This is a genomic window from Sphingomonas silueang (assembly GCF_040049155.1).
Taxonomy (GTDB): domain Bacteria; phylum Pseudomonadota; class Alphaproteobacteria; order Sphingomonadales; family Sphingomonadaceae; genus Sphingomonas; species Sphingomonas silueang.
In genome coordinates, this window is the sequence record NZ_JBDZDK010000008.1 from 129,175 (window position 1) to 144,619 (window position 15,445).

General features: G+C 71.3%; 12 protein-coding genes and 1 pseudogene. 6 read left to right on the top strand and 7 right to left on the bottom strand.

The features are described from left to right. Window positions 1–34: 34 nt before the first annotated feature. Genes ABLE43_RS10190 through ABLE43_RS10215 form a run of 6 tightly spaced genes read left to right on the top strand, consistent with a single transcriptional unit; the run spans window position 35 to window position 6,425 of the window. Complete coding sequence (locus tag ABLE43_RS10190) at window positions 35–1,321, top strand: hypothetical protein (protein WP_348978389.1); 1,287 nt, start codon at window positions 35–37, stop codon at window positions 1,319–1,321. Then, entirely contained in the window at window positions 1,318–2,604 is a 1,287-nt protein-coding gene (locus ABLE43_RS10195) for an ABC transporter substrate-binding protein (protein WP_348978390.1), read from the top strand. Before ABLE43_RS10190 ends, ABLE43_RS10195 begins: the two co-directional genes overlap by 4 nt. Beyond that, window positions 2,604–3,482, top strand: a complete 879-nt coding sequence (locus ABLE43_RS10200) for a carbohydrate ABC transporter permease (protein WP_348978391.1) — start codon at window positions 2,604–2,606, stop codon at window positions 3,480–3,482. The genes ABLE43_RS10195 and ABLE43_RS10200 overlap by 1 nt, the downstream gene beginning before the upstream one ends. Next, entirely contained in the window at window positions 3,479–4,327 is an 849-nt protein-coding gene (locus ABLE43_RS10205; protein WP_348978392.1) for a carbohydrate ABC transporter permease, read from the top strand. Before ABLE43_RS10200 ends, ABLE43_RS10205 begins: the two co-directional genes overlap by 4 nt. A gap of 31 nt (window positions 4,328–4,358) precedes the next feature. Continuing rightward, a complete protein-coding gene (locus ABLE43_RS10210; protein WP_348978393.1) occupies window positions 4,359–5,417 on the top strand; it encodes a glycoside hydrolase family 130 protein in 1,059 nt (352 codons plus the stop codon). Window positions 5,418–5,420: 3 nt separating this feature from the next. After that, the gene (locus ABLE43_RS10215) at window positions 5,421–6,425 is read left to right on the top strand and encodes a DUF1861 family protein (protein WP_348978394.1); all 1,005 of its coding nucleotides are present in this window, start codon (window positions 5,421–5,423) and stop codon (window positions 6,423–6,425) included. A 164-nt stretch (window positions 6,426–6,589) separates the two neighbouring features. Here ABLE43_RS10215 and ABLE43_RS10220 read toward each other — a convergent pair. The 7 genes and pseudogenes from ABLE43_RS10220 to ABLE43_RS10250 form a co-directional block, all read right to left on the bottom strand. Continuing rightward, a pseudogene (locus ABLE43_RS10220) lies at window positions 6,590–6,973 on the bottom strand (methyltransferase domain-containing protein); the annotation flags it as partial. A gap of 32 nt (window positions 6,974–7,005) precedes the next feature. After that, window positions 7,006–7,644 carry a PIG-L deacetylase family protein gene (locus ABLE43_RS10225; RefSeq protein WP_348978395.1) on the bottom strand — a complete coding sequence of 213 codons (639 nt, stop codon included), beginning with the start codon at window positions 7,642–7,644 and terminating at the stop codon, window positions 7,006–7,008. Continuing rightward, window positions 7,641–8,627 (bottom strand): acyl-CoA dehydrogenase, encoded by a 987-nt coding sequence (locus ABLE43_RS10230; RefSeq protein WP_348978396.1) that lies wholly within the window; start codon window positions 8,625–8,627, stop codon window positions 7,641–7,643. Before ABLE43_RS10230 ends, ABLE43_RS10225 begins: the two co-directional genes overlap by 4 nt. Further along, entirely contained in the window at window positions 8,624–9,622 is a 999-nt protein-coding gene (locus tag ABLE43_RS10235) for a glycosyltransferase family 2 protein (RefSeq protein ID WP_348978397.1), read from the bottom strand. Before ABLE43_RS10235 ends, ABLE43_RS10230 begins: the two co-directional genes overlap by 4 nt. Before the next feature lie 89 nt (window positions 9,623–9,711). Then, window positions 9,712–10,548 (bottom strand): alpha/beta hydrolase, encoded by an 837-nt coding sequence (locus ABLE43_RS10240; RefSeq protein ID WP_348978398.1) that lies wholly within the window; start codon window positions 10,546–10,548, stop codon window positions 9,712–9,714. Between the two features lie 94 nt (window positions 10,549–10,642). Continuing rightward, entirely contained in the window at window positions 10,643–13,099 is a 2,457-nt protein-coding gene (locus tag ABLE43_RS10245; RefSeq protein WP_348978399.1) for a PepSY domain-containing protein, read from the bottom strand. Between the two features lie 21 nt (window positions 13,100–13,120). After that, window positions 13,121–15,235 carry a TonB-dependent siderophore receptor gene (locus ABLE43_RS10250; protein WP_348978400.1) on the bottom strand — a complete coding sequence of 705 codons (2,115 nt, stop codon included), beginning with the start codon at window positions 15,233–15,235 and terminating at the stop codon, window positions 13,121–13,123. Window positions 15,236–15,445: the final 210 nt, after the last annotated feature.

Consider the following 15,445-nt stretch of genomic DNA (forward strand, 5'->3'; position numbering starts at 1 on the left):
CAACCGGGGGCGGGGATGAGGAGCGGGTGCCACGATGATCGGCCAGACGATACGCCCGCGCCTGCGGTCCGCGCTCGCGGGGGCGCTGCTGCTGGCCCTGGTACCCGCTGCCGCCCCGGCCCAGGCCCCCGCCGCGGCCAGCCGCGATGCGACGGCGTTGCGCGTCAACTTCGCCCACTTCGACCATCTCTATGCGGAGCGCGACCTGAACGGCGAACGGGTCGGCTTCGTCCATATCTACAGCGAGGCCCCCGACTTCCGCTTCGCGATCGAGCCGCGCGAGGGCTATACCTGCGTCGACGACGTGGCCCGCGCGATCGTGCTGCTCGCCGCCGATCCCGCGCCCGATCCGGTGCGCCTGCGCCAGATCGAGCGGATGGCGCGGTTCGTCCTCGCGATGCAGGCCGACAACGGCTATTTCCACAATTTCCTGTGGGCGGACGGGCGGATCAACCGCGAATACCGCACCTCGCTGGCCGAGCTGAACTGGTGGTCGCTGCGCGCGCTATGGGGGCTGGAGGCGGCGCTGCTGCGCCTGCCGCCGGACGATGCGACGGCGGTCCGCGCCCGCGCCGCGAGCGACCGGCTGGTCGCGACGTTGCAGCGCGACCTGCCGGTGGCGGCCAACGGAACGATCGCGGTCGAGGGGTTCGTCGTGCCCGCGTGGCTCCCGCTCGAATCGGGCGCCGATGCCGGATCGACCGCGCTGCTCGGCCTGCTGCCGCACTATCAGCGGACCCGCGATGCGGGCACCCGTGCGCTGATCGAGCGGATCGGCGAGGGGATGACCGCGATGCAGGCGGGCGACGCGAAGACCTTCCCCTACGGCGCGCATCTGAGCTGGCGCAACCAGTGGCATGCCTGGGGCAATGCGCAGGCGTACGCGCTGCTGCGCGCGGGCAGGCTGCTGGGCCGCGCCGACTTCACCGAGAGCGGGCTGCGCGAGGTGGAGCATTTCTACCCCTGGCTGCTGCGGTCGGGCATGCGATCGTCGTTCGCGCTGCGCCGGAGCGGGGGCCGGATCGAAACATACGACGCGAAGCGCTTCCCGCAGATCGCCTATGGCCTCAGCCCGATGATCCTCGCGGCGACCGAGGCGCATCGCCAGACCGGCGAGGCACGCTACGCCGCCACCGCGCAGGCGCTGGGCCGCTGGTTCACGCGCGCGAACGATGCCGGGCGACCGATCTACGATGCGGCCAGCGGACGGGTGCTCGACGGGATCAACGCGCCGCGATCGGTCAATCCCAATGCGGGCGCGGAATCGACGATCGAGGGGCTGTTCGCGCTGACCGCGCTCAACGGCACGCCGCTGCCGTGATCGGCAGGCGCACCCTGTTGCGCTACGGCGTCGGCGGCGGCGTGGCGCTACTCGCGGGCTGCGGCGCTCGCGAGGCGGCGCGGCGCACCGACCGCATCCAGCTCTGGGTCGCGCCCAATGCCGCCGAGGAGGGCTTCTGGAAGGTCGCGGTGGCCAAGTGGAACCGCGCGAAGCTGGGCCTGCCGGTGCAGTTCACCACCATCCCGACGGCGGGCAATTCGGAGGATACCGTGTTGTCCGCACTGGTCGCGGGCACCGGGCCGGACCTGTGCACCAACATCTTCTCCGGCTTCGCGGTGCAACTGGCGGCGCTGGGGCAGGTGGTCGATCTGGCGACGATGCCGGGCTATGCCGCGCTGGTCGAACGGCGGCGGATGGCGTCAATCATGCCCGGCTGGACGCAGGACGGACGGGTCGCGGCGCTGCCGATCTATTCCAGCCCGACGCTGATCTGGTGGCGCGCCGACCTGCTGGAGCGGCACGGCCTGTCGGCCCCGCCCGCGACCTATGCCGATGTCTATCGCTTCGCCGAACGCTATGGCATCGCGGGCAGGCGCTACGCGATGCAGGTGGTCGCGGGCCGGGCATGGCAGGACCGCTGGTTCGATTACATCTCCTATTACTATGCCGCATCGCGCGGGCAGCCGTATATGGCGGGTGGTCGTGCGCTCTACGACAATGCGCCGGGAGCGCAGGCGGCGGGGTTCGTCGACCGCATGTTCCGGTCGGGGTGGACCGCGCTCGATTTCGATGCGGAGGAACCGCTCGTCTCCGGGCTTGCGGCGGGCGCGGTGCGCGGGCCGTGGGACGTCGAGCGCTTCGCCAACCTCTATCCCGATACGCTTGCCCGCATCGCGATCGGGCCGATGATCGCGGCGGCGCCGGGGCCGGGCGCCGGATCGACCTTTTCCGACAGCAAGGGCGCGGTGATCTTCCGCACCAGCCGGGTACAGCGGCAGGCGTTCGACTTTCTGGCATGGGTGCTGGGCGAGGAGGAACTGAACCTGTTGTGGTTGCGGCACACCGGCCAGTCGCCCGCGCGCGACGACCTGCTGACGAACCCCGCGTTCGCGCCCTATTATCGCGGCAACCCGCTGGCGCGTGCCTATGCCGATCATGTCGCGGCGGCGCGGCCCCCCGCGCTGTCGGAACATACCATCGATATCCAGAAGATCATGTCCGCCCGGCTGGTCGAACCGCTGATGCTCGGCAGCGCGCGGCCCGCCGAGGCGCTGGCCGATGCGGTCGCGCGGACGAACCGGATGCTGGAGGTACAGGGCTGATGCGGCGCTTCCACCTGTCGCGCGAAGCGGTGATCGGGCTGGCGCTGGTCGGCACCTATCTCGTCTTTACCGCGGTGTTCTGGGCCTATCCCTTCTTCTGGCTGGCGCGGCTGTCGGTCACGCAATGGCGTTTCTTCGACGAGCCGGTGTTCACGGGCGCGCGCAACCTGCTGCTGACGGTGCAGGACCCGCAGTTCCTGGGCGCGCTGTGGAATGTGGTGCGTTTCCTTGCGATGTACCTGCCGATCGCGTTCGGCGGCGCGCTGGTGGTCGCGTTCGGACTGCGCCATGTCGGGCGGGGCAAGGCGTTCCTCGCGCTGTGCTTCCTGCTGTCCAACGTGTCGTCGGGCGTCGCGCTGTCGCTGGTGTTCGCCAAGATATTCTCCTCGACCGGGCCGCTCAACACCGCGCTGTTCGACGCGGTCGGCGTGCGCATCCCGTGGACCAACGATCCGACGCTGGCGATGCTGGCGATCGCACTGGTCGTGGCGTGGAAGTTCGTCGGCTATTACGGGCTGATCCTCTATTCGGGGCTGCTCGCCATCCCGAAGGAGATTTACGACGCCGCGCGGCTGGACCATGCCGGGCCGGTGACGCGGCTGGTGCGCATCACCCTGCCGATGATGAACCCGCAGCTGATGATGGTGCTGACCTTCGCGATCCTCGTATCGTTCGGGCTGTTCACCGAACCGTTCATCATCACCGGCGGCGGCCCCGCCGACAGCACCGCCACGCCGCAGATGATGATCTACGAAACCGCGTTCCGCCGCCTGCAACCCAGCCATGCCGCGATGATGAGCATCCTCGTGGCGCTCGTCACCTATGCGCTGGTGCGGCTCGCCCGGCGGCTGTTCGAGCGAAAGGTCGTGCTTGCATGAACCGCCTCCGTGCCATCCTCGGCAAACGCAGCCCCGGCGGCTGGGCGGCGACGATCGCCATCTACGCGCTGGCGCTGACATGGCTCTATCCGTTCGTGTGGATGGTCGCCGCGTCGCTGAAGCCCGCCGCGCAAATCTATGGAACGTCGCTGTTCGAGGGGGACTTCTCGCTCGACAATTTCCGTTTCCTGTTCGCCACCGCCGACAAGCTCGACCGGCCGTTCCTCGGCGCACTGGGGGTGTCGGCGGTCGTGACGCTGACCGTCACCGCATCGGTGCTCGTCACCTCGGCGTTCATCGCCTTCGCACTGGCAAGGCTGCGCTTTCCGGGAAACAAGCTGTTCGGCGACTTCCTGCTGCTCCAGATGGTCATTCCGACCGGCATGTTCATCCTGCCGCTGTTCGTGCTGGTGAAACAGCTGGGCCTGCTCAACTCGCTCGGCGCGCTGATCCTGCCGTCGATGATGTCGGGGTGGGGCATCTACATGATGGCGCAGTCGTTCAAGGCGATGCCCGAGGAATATTTCGACGCCGCCCGGCTCGACCGCGCCGGCCTGTGGCAGACGGTGATGCGGATCGTCGTGCCGCTCAACAAGTCGATCATCGCGATCGTCGCGCTGTTCACCTTCACCGGCACGTGGGACAATTTCCTGTGGCCGCTGATCGCCATTTCCGACACCGACCGGATGCCGCTGTCGGTGCTGCTGGCGACGTTCAGCAAGCAGTACGGCGGCTATGCCGGGCCGGTGATGGCGGGCGCGGTGCTCCAGACGCTGCCCCTGGTGCTGCTGTTCATCCTGTTCCGCCGCCATTTCCTGCAGGGCATGTCGCTGTCGCTCAAGTGACGCCCCGCTACGACCCATGAGGATTTCCAAGATGCTGAAGCGCAGCCCGCGCAACCCGATCGTCACGCCCGAACAGGTCCGGCCCAGCCGCCCCGGCTGGCAGGTCGACGGCACGTTCAACGCGGGCGTCGTCCGCTTCGGCGAGGAGACGATCCTGCTCGTCCGCGTCGCCGAGAGCATCGTGGCGACCGGCCCCGGCGAACTGCACGTGCCGGTGCTGGCGGAAGGGCAGGGGGCATGGACCTGCACCACGCGCGGCTTTCGCACCGACGATCCCACCTGGGACTTTTCCGACCCGCGTATGGTCCGATCGGTCGCCGATCCGCGCGACGTGTATCTGACCTCGCTGTCGCACCTGCGCCTCGCCCGCAGCCGCGACGGGGAGACGTTCGTGGTCGACGACGCGCCCTTCCTGTTCCCCGCGAACCGCAGCGAGCGCTTCGGATGCGAGGACGCGCGGATCACCCCGATCGAGGGGCGCTACTATATCAACTACACCGCCGTGTCCGACCTCGGCATCGCGACCGCGCTGGCGGTGACGGACGATTTCGTGCGCGTCGAGCGGCTGGGGATCATCCACGCCCCCGACAATCGCGACGTGTGCCTGTTCCCGCGCCGGATCGACGGCAGCTACTGGTGCCTGCATCGTCCGGCGCCGCTGCATCTGGGCCGCCCCGAAATCTGGATCGCGCGCTCGCCCGACCTGCTCCACTGGGGGCAGCACCGGCATCTGGCGGGGCACATCCCCGGCGGGTGGGAAGGCAACAAGATCGGCGGCGGCGCGCAGATGCTGGAAACCGATCGCGGCTGGTTGCAGGTCTATCACGGGGTCGATGCGGACCAGCGCTACAGCCTCGGCGCGCTGCTGCTCGACCGCGACGATCCGACGATCGTGCGCGCCCGGCTCGTGCAGCCGCTGGCCGAGCCGGTCGAACCCTATGAGACGACGGGGTTCTTCGATCAGGTGGTGTTCAGCTGCGGTGCGCTGATCGATGGGGACGAGTTGAAGGTCTATTATGGCGCGGCGGACCGGGTCATGGCGCTCGGCAGCGTGGCGCTGGCCGATCTGTGGGCGGCGATGGGGGTGTGAGCGATGGACGATCTGGAGAGTTTCGGCGTGGAGCATGACAGCATCCTGCGCGTGCGCACCCGCTACAACGCCTTTGCGGGCAGCATCCCGGCGGCGCGGACCGGCCAGCTGCGCTTCGCCGGGGTGGATGGCCGGGACGTCTACAACATCACCGCGCCGTTCCGGATCGACGGGCGCGCGGTGATCGCGGGCCGGGTCGAACGGCGCGACAGCGAGGATTCGTTCGCGGTGTTCTTCGAGGAACGCGACGGGACGTGGCACCCGATCGAGGGCGCGCCGCGCCTTGCGTTGCAGGACCCGTTCGTCACCTGGATCGCAGGCGAACTGGTGTTCGGCGGGGTCGAGATCGCGCACGAACCGGACGGGATCGCGTGGCGCACGGTGTTCTATCGCGGCCACGGCCTGTCCGACCTCCGCCGCTGTTTCGCCGGACCATGGGGGATGAAGGATATCCGCCTGTGCGAGCTGGCCGACGGGCGCGTCGCGGTGTTCACCCGGCCGCGCGGGGTGAAGGGCGGGCGCGGCACGATCGGCTATTGCGAGGTTGCCTCGCTCGATGCGCTGACCATCGCGGCGATCGACGCCGCGCCGATGCTGGAGGGCATGTTCCATCCGCTCGACTGGGGCGGGGTGAACGAGGCGCATCTGCTGGCCAATGGCGAGGTCGGGCTGATCGCCCACGCCGCCTATTTCGAGGACGACACGATGTACAGCGCGCGGCACTATTACGCCGTGTCGTTCGTGTTCGATCCGGCCAGCCACCAGTGGCGCGACCTGCGCATCCTTGCGGGCCGCAGCCAGTTCGCGCCGGGCGAGGCGAAGCGCCCCGATCTGGTCGATGTCGTCTTTTCCTCGGGGATCGAACGGGTCGGCGGTGTCGTCCGCCTCTATGCAGGCACGTCGGATGCCGAGGCGCACTGGGTCGAGATCGCCGAGCCGTTCGACGTGCCGCTCGCCGCCGAGGCGACGGTGCTGCTCGACGACCGGCCGCAACGCGCGCAGGGGTGAAGCCCCGCTCGCCGCACCGCCACGACCACCACCCAGCGCCGGTTGCGCTCGACCGTCCGCACCCGCCATCCGGCGCCGCTGTCGCGCAGGAAGCGGTGCTGCACCGTGGCGGCATGCTGGGTGAAGTCGTGGAAGTCGATGCGGTGATGCGCGAGGATCAGCCGTCCGCCGGGTCGCAGTGCCCGTGCCGCGCTGCGCGCCACCGCCGCCGTCGCACGTGGCGTCAGGTAATATAGCACCTCGGCGATCACGATCGCGTCGTAGCGGCGGCGCGGCAGGCGGGCGGGCAGGGCGAGGCGGATCGCCCGCGCCCGCCGCTGCCCCGCCAGCGCCTTGGCGACCAGCCGGGTGCCCTCCGCCGTCCCCTCGGTCGCGTCGAGCCGTAGCGCGCGACCGGCGAGCGCCACGCTGTTCGACCCGTTGCCCGCCGCCAGTTCGAGCACCCGCCCGCTGCGCCCCGGCACCAGCCCGCGCAGGATCGCCGCGCGCTTGCGCCCCTCGTCGCGGCTGGTGAAGGTGGCCCAGGGATCGGCATCGGCGGCGAACATCGCCGCGAACCCGTCCAGCGCGATCCGCCGCGTCACGCGCGCAGCCCGTGGCGTTCGGGCGAGCGGACGAAGGCGTCGAGTTCATGGACCGCGATCGCGAACCCCGCCGGATCGTCGCGGATGCGCCCCAGCTGCGTGGCATGGACCCGCACCAGCGATCGCTTGGCGGCGGCTGGCAACGGCAGCGTCAGTACCGGGCCGCAGCCCCCGGCGCGCGGCGGCCAGACCTGATAGTGCAGGCGGCGTATCCGGCGTCCCGGCATGGCCAGTGCGGCGGCGACCGCGCGGTGATCGGGATGGCCGTCGCCCGCCGCCGGACCGACGATCAGGTCGATCCCCCGCCGCCGCCGGATCGCGCGCGCCAGTATCGCGCGGCAGCCGCTCGTCGCGACGCGCCCGTCGGGCAGGTTCAGAAACTCGATTCCCCCGGCGGCGATCCCGATCCGCCGGAGCGCCACCCGGCTCTCGCGCCGCCGCTCCGCGACCAGCCGTTGGCAGGGCCATGCGCGGCTGTGGGGATGCGACGCCGCACCGTCGCTGACGATCACCACCGACACCCGCGTACCACGCCGCACCAGCCGGTCGATGATCGCCGCGCAGCCGATCACCTCGTCATCCGGGTGCGGCGCGACGATCAGCGCATGCGTGGCGGGGGGGAGGGTGCGGATCACAGCGCAGGCGTCAGCACGCCGTCGGCCACCGCCCGTCCCACGCGCAGCCGCTGCGCGTCCGGGGCGGGCTGGCGCAGATAGACCGACAGGTCGGCGATCCGTGCGGCAAGCGGGTGCGCGACGAACTGCCCGGCCAGCCCCACCGCTTCGCGCGCCACCACGATCGCGCGTTCGGCGGCGGCGGTGACGGCGATGCGCGCGGCGGCGACCCGTGCCAGACGCGCGGCATCGCCGTCGCTCGCCCACGCCTCCGCCGCCGCGCGGACCGCCCCTGCCGCGCCGTCTGCTGCCACGAACAGCTCGGCCAGCCGTGCCGCCTGGAACGGATCGTCCGCACGCCCGGCCGCGACGAGATGCGCGCGCGCCGCGTCGCACAACCCGGCCACCGCCCCGGCATGCACCGCGACGAAGCGCAACGCGCCGCCCCCGAACCACGGCTCGCGCGGATAGTCGCCCGGCGCGCCGATCGCCGCCTCGGCCCCGACCGGCGCTTGCGACCAGCGGACGAGATGCGTTTCCGAGCGCTGCATGCCGGTGACGCGCCACCAGTCGCGATCGATCTCCGGCGGCGCGGCGGCAAGGTCGACCAGCAGCAGCCGCGCGCCAGCATCGTCGTCCGCCGTCACCAGCGCATGGGAGAGCACGCCCGCGCCCGAGGCATGGCTCTTGCCGCCCGACAGGCGCCCCCCGTCCCAGCGCAGCCCCTCGCCCGGCAGCCCGGCGTTCCAAACGCCGAGGGTCGCCCCCGCCGCCAGCGCGTCGGCCAGCGCCGTCACCTGCGCCGCGCTGCCATAGCGCCGCACGATCTGCACCGCATCGACATGCCCCTCCAGCAGCCGGGCGAGCGGCAGGTCGCGGCGACCCGCGTTGTGAAGCGGGCGGAGGATCGCCAGCCAGCCCGCGGCATCGACCGGATCGGCGGGCGGTGCCCGGTCCCAGCCCGCAGCGGCGATGGCGGTGCGGAGCGCGGCGGCGATGCTCATGCCGCGACTTCCTCGCCCGTGCGTTCCAGCGCGTCGAGTGCCGCTTCCGCCTCGACCAGCGGCACCATGTGGATGCCCGTGGGGGCGGCGGGCACGATCCGCATCGCGAACGCCTCCGCATTGGCGCAGTCGCGCGCGACGCCCAGCACATGGTCGGCGCTCAGCCCGATCGCGCGGCCCAGCCGGGTGCGCTGCGCCGCCTCGTCGGCGCGGGCGAAGGCCGCGCGCGCCAGCGCCTGCATCCGATACTGCCAGTCCGCCGCCGCCGGATGCGGAACCTCGGGCAGGCCGTGCCGGTCGAGCGCATCGAGTGCAACGGCGAGGCCGCCCGGTGCGCGCCCGTGGCGCCGCGCCGAACTGTGCACCCGCATCGCCGGATCGTGCCGCACCCGCCAGCCGCCGCGCGCCGCATCGTCGAGGAAGGTCGCATCCTCGCCGGAGGGCAGCGCCCGGAACCCGCTGAGCGCGCGATAGACCTCGGCGCGAACGCCGAGGTTCGCGCCGCCGCCGAAATGGCATCCACCCGCCTCCCACGCCACCGGATCGATCCGGCGGCGGTGCGCGTGCAGCCGGTCATAATAGCGCTCGACCCGCGTCTGGTGCAGGTCCGCCGCCGCGCCGAAACGCAGCACCCGCCCGGCGGCGACATCCGCCTGCGCCAGTGCCGCCACCGCCGCCTGCACCCAGTCGCGCTCGGGGCGGCTGTCGGCGTCGGTCGACAGCAGCACCTCGCAGCCCGGCAGCGCCAGCCCGATCGCCATCGCCGCCGCGCGCGCCCGGCCCGCATTGGCATCGCCATGGCGTGGGCCGTGGCGCAGGTGGCGCGCGAAGGGCAGGGCCGCCGCCTCGGCGATCGCCGCGCTGCCGTCGGTACAGCCGTCGAGATAGAGGCAGAGCGCCAGCTCCACCCCCGACCGATCGAGCGCGGCACAGGCGGCGAGCAGGCCGGGGAGCAACCGCTCCTCGTCACGCACGGGAACACAAAGGGCGATCACGTGCGGCATATGCTCCGGGCCAAGCGAAACAACATCTTAGCCGCTTCGCCTCGCCGGGCAAGGTCGCGATGGCACTTGGTCCGGGGCCGTCAGAACCCCGTCTGCGCCAGCCAGGCCGCGCACAGTTGCGGCCACAGCGTCACCGGCCCGGTCGGCGTGTCGAGCGCGAAGCCGTGCGGCGCGTCGGCGAATACATGCAGCTCCGCGCTGCCCCCCAGCGCGCGTACGGCATCGTACAGCCGCTGCGCGTTGACCACCGGGACCACCGCATCGTTCGCGGCATAGGCGATGAACATCGGCGGCGGCGGATCCAGCAGCATCGCATCGGGTTGCAGCGCATCGTACATCGCCTGCTTCTCCGCCGGGGGCAGCGGCGGCTTGTCGGCAACGATCGTCCGCCCCTTCGCATTGGTCGAGATCGGGGCATAGCCGACCACCAGCACGTCGGGGCGGATCGGGACGTCGGGAAAGCGCGACGGCGGCGCGACCCAGCCATCCGGTCGCGCGGCGGCAAGACAGGCGGCGAGGTGCCCGCCCGACGAGAGGCCGACGACGCCGAGCCCGCCCGGTGCGAGCCTCAGCCCACGGATCGTCCGCATCGCCTCCGCTGCATCGTCGAGCGCGGCGGACGGTCCGCCGGTCGCGTCGGGAAAGCGGTGGACCAGCACGAAGGCGTGATAGCCGAGGCCCGCCAGCCATTCGGCCACCGCCACCCCCTCGCGCCCGATCATCAACCGGGTATAGCCGCCGCCCGCCAGCACCAGCATCGCGCGGCCATTGGGGCGGGCGGGGGCATAGCCGAGCAGCACCGCCCGACGCACCGCCGTCACGATCGCGCCCTGCGCCGGGGCATCCGGATCGGCGAGGTCGAACGCCCCGTCGACCGGGTCGTCGGACAGGGCGATGCAGTCGTCCGCGCTCAGCATCCCTCCCGCTCCGTCATGCGATAGGTTCAATCCGCCTCTCCCGCTACTATCGTGCTGCAATAGTGGAAAGGCTCGCCGGGGCAACGCCCGAGGATCAATAGATATCGCGGCGGTAGCGTCCCTCCGCCGCAAGCGTCTCGACCGCCTCATCGCCGAGGATCGTGCGCAGCGCGGCGTCGACGCCGCCCGCCATCCCCGCCAGACTGCCGCAGACATAGAAGGCCGCACCGCGCGCCGCCCATTCCGCCACCGCATCCGCCGCGTCCGCCACCAGATGCTGGACATAGCGCCCGCAATCGGCGTCGCGCGAAAAGGCGCGGTCGATCCGCGCCAGCACGCCCGCTTGCGCCAGCGCGTCCAGTTCGGCGGCATAGGGCCGGTCGTGCGCACCGCTGCGCTCGCCATAGAGCAGCCATGCCGGGGCACCGCCTTCCGCCGCCCGATGCCGCAGATGCGCCATCAGCCCGGCGATGCCGGTACCGTTGCCGATCAGCACGATCGGCACCTCGGGCGGAGCGGGGGCGAAGCCGGGATTGTCGCGCACCCGCATCTGCACCGCCGCACCGACCGGCGCGACCTGCGTCAGCCAGCCCGATCCCAGCCCCAGCCCGCCGTCCGCCGCCGCGCATTGCCGCACCAGCAGTTCCACCGCACCCGATCCTGCGATCGACGCGATCGAATAGTCGCGGTGGGCCAGCGGGCGCAGCGGCGCTGCCGGGTCGTCCGGCAGCACCTTGTCGCGCAGCTTAGCGGCGAGCGCCGTGTCGTCGCTGCGGCCATGGTGTGCCAGCCAGCGCGCGATCCGTGCCGGATCATGCTCGGGCATCACCTCCGCGATCGCGCCCGCTTCCCACGTCACCGCCTCCGGCGGGGTCAGCGTCACGCGATAGACCGGCGCGCCGGGGCTGCCGGGATTGACATGCTCGCGGCCGGTCAGCGTCCACCGCCGATAGCTGGCGCGCTGCCAGTCGGGCTGGATCGCGCCGCCCGCGATCGCGGCCAACTGCTGCTGCCAGTGGCGTTCGGCATCGATATCGCCCGCGTCCAGTTCCACCCGGTCGAACAGCCGCCGCCCGCCGCCCGCGTGCAGCCACGCATCGACCCGCTGCCCGAAGGCGCAGAAATGCGGATATTGCCGATCGCCCAACGCCAGCACCGCATAGTCGAGGCCGCCCAGATCGGGCGGCGTGGCCATCGCCTGCGCCTCGAACCGGCGGGCGCGGTCGGGGGCATGGCCCTCGCCATAGGTCGCGACGACGAACAGCGCGCGGCGCACGCCCCGCAACTTGTCGAGGTCGAGCGTCGCCAGCGCCTCTACCCGCGCACCCGGAAAGGCGGCGGCGCTCAGCCGTGCGATCCGCTCGGCATTGCCGGTCTGCGAGGCATGGACGACCAGCAGGTCGCCGCCGTCGCCGCCGGTCGCGGGCGGGGCGGCATCCGCCACCGCCTTCAGCGCCTTCTTCGACCGCCGCCGCGCGAGATAGAGCAGCAGCCCCGTCACCGTGAACAACGGCATCGTCAGGCTGGTCAGCAGCATCACGATCCGCCCCGGCAGGCCGAAGAACGCGCCGGTGTGCAGCGCATAGAAATTGCCCGCGAGTCGTTCGCCCAGCCCCCGCGCGGCATAGCGATCCGCTTTGGTCAGCGCGCCGGTGGTCGCGTCGAACTTCAGCTCGTCGGTCATCCGGTCGAACCGAGCCCCCTGCGGCAGCACCCGCATCGTCACCGGACCGTCGCCCTGCGCCGGGGTGATCGTCACCCGTTCATAGCGTGCACCGTCGCTTTGCAGGAAGCGCGCCCATGCCGCGCCGACCGGGCGTGGATCGCCCTCCGGCCCGCGCGGACGCTCGCGCTCGCCGCCCGCCTTGCCGGTCAGCGCGTAGCGCGCGCCCTGCCGGTACCAGTCGTACGACCAGGTGAGGCCGGTCAGCGCGCTCAGCAGGTAAAAGACCAGCACCCACCCGCCGATCACCGCATGCAGCGCGCGATACAGGTTGCGCCCGGTCATCCGCCAGTCGAGCACGAACCACGACCGCCAGTCGAGCGGCTTGCGCGGCCAGCGCAGGTAGAGGCCGGACAGCGCGAAGAAGATCAGCGACAGCGCGGCGAAGCCGGTGATCTGCCGCCCGATCCCGTTCGGCCCCCCGGGCAGCGCCAGCCAGCGGTGCAGATCCTCGACGAAGCGGAAGAAGCCCGCCCCCGTCGGCTTGCCGAGCAGCGCGCCGCTCGCCGGATCGACGAAGCGCTGCTCGCCGCGCCGCTGTCCCTTGGGCGGGGCGAAGGTCACTTGCGCCGCGCGGGCCGGATCGCGCTCGATCACGATCCGCGTGACCTTGGCCCCGCCGTTGGCGCGCGACGCCGCCGCCGCCAGCGCGTCGGGCGACAGCGGCGGCGTGGGCGAGGGGGCGATGGTGACGACGCCGGGGCTGAGCGCCGCCATGATCTCGTCCTCGAACGCCATCGTGGCGCCGGTGACGCCCATCACCGCCAGCACGAACCCGGCGGTGATCCCGAGGAACCAGTGGATCTGAAACAGGATGCGGCGGGTCATCGGACAGGGGTTCCCATGGCGTTACAGGCGGAAGCGCAGCGAGCCGATCGCGCGGCGCGGGTCGCCGATCGCGACGCCATACTGGTTGACCGCCGAGACATAGGTGGTCGCGTCGAACAGGTTGCGGACGTTGAGTTGCAGGGTCGCCGCGCGCCCGCCCAGCCGGAGGTCATGGCTGAAGAAGGCGTCGGCCACGTCATAGGCGGGCAGGGTGAAGCTGTTGGCGGCATCGCCCGCGCGCGCGCCGACATGCCGCCCGCCGCCGCCGATCCGCAGCCCGCCGCCGACATGCCATGCCACCGACAGCGATGCGGTGTGCGGCGCGACATTGGCCAGCGCATTGCCCGCGAACACCGGATCGCGGGTGGTGCGGGCATGGGTATAGGCATAGCTGCCGATGACGCTCAGCGCCGGGCCGATCTGCCCCGCCACGTCCAGCTCGACGCCGCGCGAGATCGCCGCGCCCGCGGTGCGGAACATGTTCAGCCCGGTGGCCGGGTCGAGCTGCGACACCAGCACGTTGCGCTTGTCGATATCGTACAGCGCCAGCGTGGCGGTGATCCGGTCGGGCAGGTCGAGCTTCGCTCCCGCCTCGATCGATCGCCCCTTCTCCGGCGCGAAGGTCGAGGTGATGGTCACACCCCCGGCCAGCGGGGCGATGGTCGAGGTCGGGCGCAGCGAGCGGGTATAGCCCGCATAGAGCGAGAATATCGGCGTCGCCCGCCACACCACCCCCGCCTGCGGCACCAGCGCCCAGCCGCTCAGGTCGGTATTGGCGACGAACGGCCGCCCGCGTCCGGCGCGCTGGTCGTAGCCGATCAGCCGTCCGCCTGCGCTGACGATGAGTCGACCGATCGTCACCTGATCCTGCGCGAACAGCGAATAATTGGCCAGCCGGTCGGTCTGGTCGCTGTCGCTTGGCGACACGCTGGTCGGAAACGGCTCGCGGCCATAGACCGGGTTCAGGTAGCTGAACACGTTCCGCACCGCCTGCCGGATCAGGTCGCGGCGGTAATAGCGGCGAATCTCGCCCTCCGCGCCGACGATCAGCTTGTGCTCGGCACCCAGCAGGGTGAAGCCGCCGTCGACATAGGCCTGGAGATAGGCGTCGGTGGCGAGCGCGCCGATCGTCGCGTCGTTGCTGCGGCTGAGCGTGCCGCGCGCGACGTTCACGCCGGTCACGCGCAACTGTCCCGCGTCATAGCCCTCGCGGTTGAAGCTGGCGGCGAGATGCGCGCTCCAGCCGCCGCCCAGCCGATGGTCGAGCGCCAACTGCACCAGCTGGCTGTCGCCGAACATGCGGTTGTTCGGCTCGTCCAGCCGCCGCCGTCGCGGCACCGCCAGCGGCCTGAGGCTGCGCGGGTCGAGCGAGGTGCCCCGGTCGAACGGCGTGTCGAAGCTGCGCAACTCGACCCACAGCACCGCCTGCGTCGCGGTACCGTACCAGCCGAGCGAGGGTGCGATCAGCGTCTCGCGCCGCTCGCCGAAATTGCGCCAGTAATCCTCGTCCTGATGATCGACCACCAGCCGCCCGGCCAGATTGCCCGCGATCCGCCCGGTCAGGTCGCCGGTCGCCTGCAACCCGCTGCGCCCGGCGGCATAGCTCGAACCGGCCAGCGTCACCGATCCCTGTGCGGCGGGCAGCGGCTTGGCGGTCACGATGTTGATGACCCCGCCGGGGTCCATGATGCCGTAGAGCAGCGAGGCGGGGCCTTTCAGCACCTCCACGCTCTGCGCCGCGGCGGTGAAGGCGCGGCCCTGCACCACCGGCATGCCGTTGTGCATGACCGATCCGTCGCGATTGGCCCCGAAGCCGCGTTTCAGCACCGTATCCTGCGTCGCCGCCAGCGTATTGCCCTGGGTGATGCCGCTGACGTTGGCGAGCACATCGTCGAGGAAGCGCGGGCGCTGGTCGGCGATCACCTGCGCGGGTACGATCGCCACCGCCTGCGGGCTGGTCAGCGGCGATGCGTCGCTGCGCAGCGTCGATGCGTCGGGCACCGGCTTGTAGCGGTCATCGGCGGCGACCGGCGCGGGCGAGGCGCGCCCGACGACCACGATCTCCTGTCCGTCGGGCAGATCGGCGGGCGCAGGCGGCAGCACCGCCGCCGCAAGGATCATCCATCCGCCCGTCACCCGCCGTTCCCCCGCAGTCCCGCCATGCGCCTACCGCGAATGCGAAGGACTCGCAATAGCACATGGACAGCCAGGCGGCGGGCCGCGCTGCCGCTCGATCGGGAAATTCTTTCTTTTCCGCAGCCTGCCCTTCGCTCCGACCGCGATCAAAGGGCGTCGATTTCCGGATTTTTCGTCATTCGGATGAACGATCGCCGGTTAACGGCGCGG

What these genes read in the sequence shown, in the direction of transcription:
- ABLE43_RS10215 (WP_348978394.1), top strand. Translation starts at nt 5,421, where the DNA reads ATGGACGATCTGGAGAGTTTCGGCGTGGAGCATGACAGCATCCTGCGC.
- ABLE43_RS10230 (WP_348978396.1), bottom strand. Translation starts at nt 8,627, where the DNA reads ATGAGCATCGCCGCCGCGCTCCGCACCGCCATCGCCGCTGCGGGCTGG.
- ABLE43_RS10190 (WP_348978389.1), top strand. Translation starts at nt 35, where the DNA reads ATGATCGGCCAGACGATACGCCCGCGCCTGCGGTCCGCGCTCGCGGGG.
- ABLE43_RS10205 (WP_348978392.1), top strand. Translation starts at nt 3,479, where the DNA reads ATGAACCGCCTCCGTGCCATCCTCGGCAAACGCAGCCCCGGCGGCTGG.
- ABLE43_RS10200 (WP_348978391.1), top strand. Translation starts at nt 2,604, where the DNA reads ATGCGGCGCTTCCACCTGTCGCGCGAAGCGGTGATCGGGCTGGCGCTG.
- ABLE43_RS10245 (WP_348978399.1), bottom strand. Translation starts at nt 13,099, where the DNA reads ATGACCCGCCGCATCCTGTTTCAGATCCACTGGTTCCTCGGGATCACC.
- ABLE43_RS10240 (WP_348978398.1), bottom strand. Translation starts at nt 10,548, where the DNA reads ATGCTGAGCGCGGACGACTGCATCGCCCTGTCCGACGACCCGGTCGAC.
- ABLE43_RS10210 (WP_348978393.1), top strand. Translation starts at nt 4,359, where the DNA reads ATGCTGAAGCGCAGCCCGCGCAACCCGATCGTCACGCCCGAACAGGTC.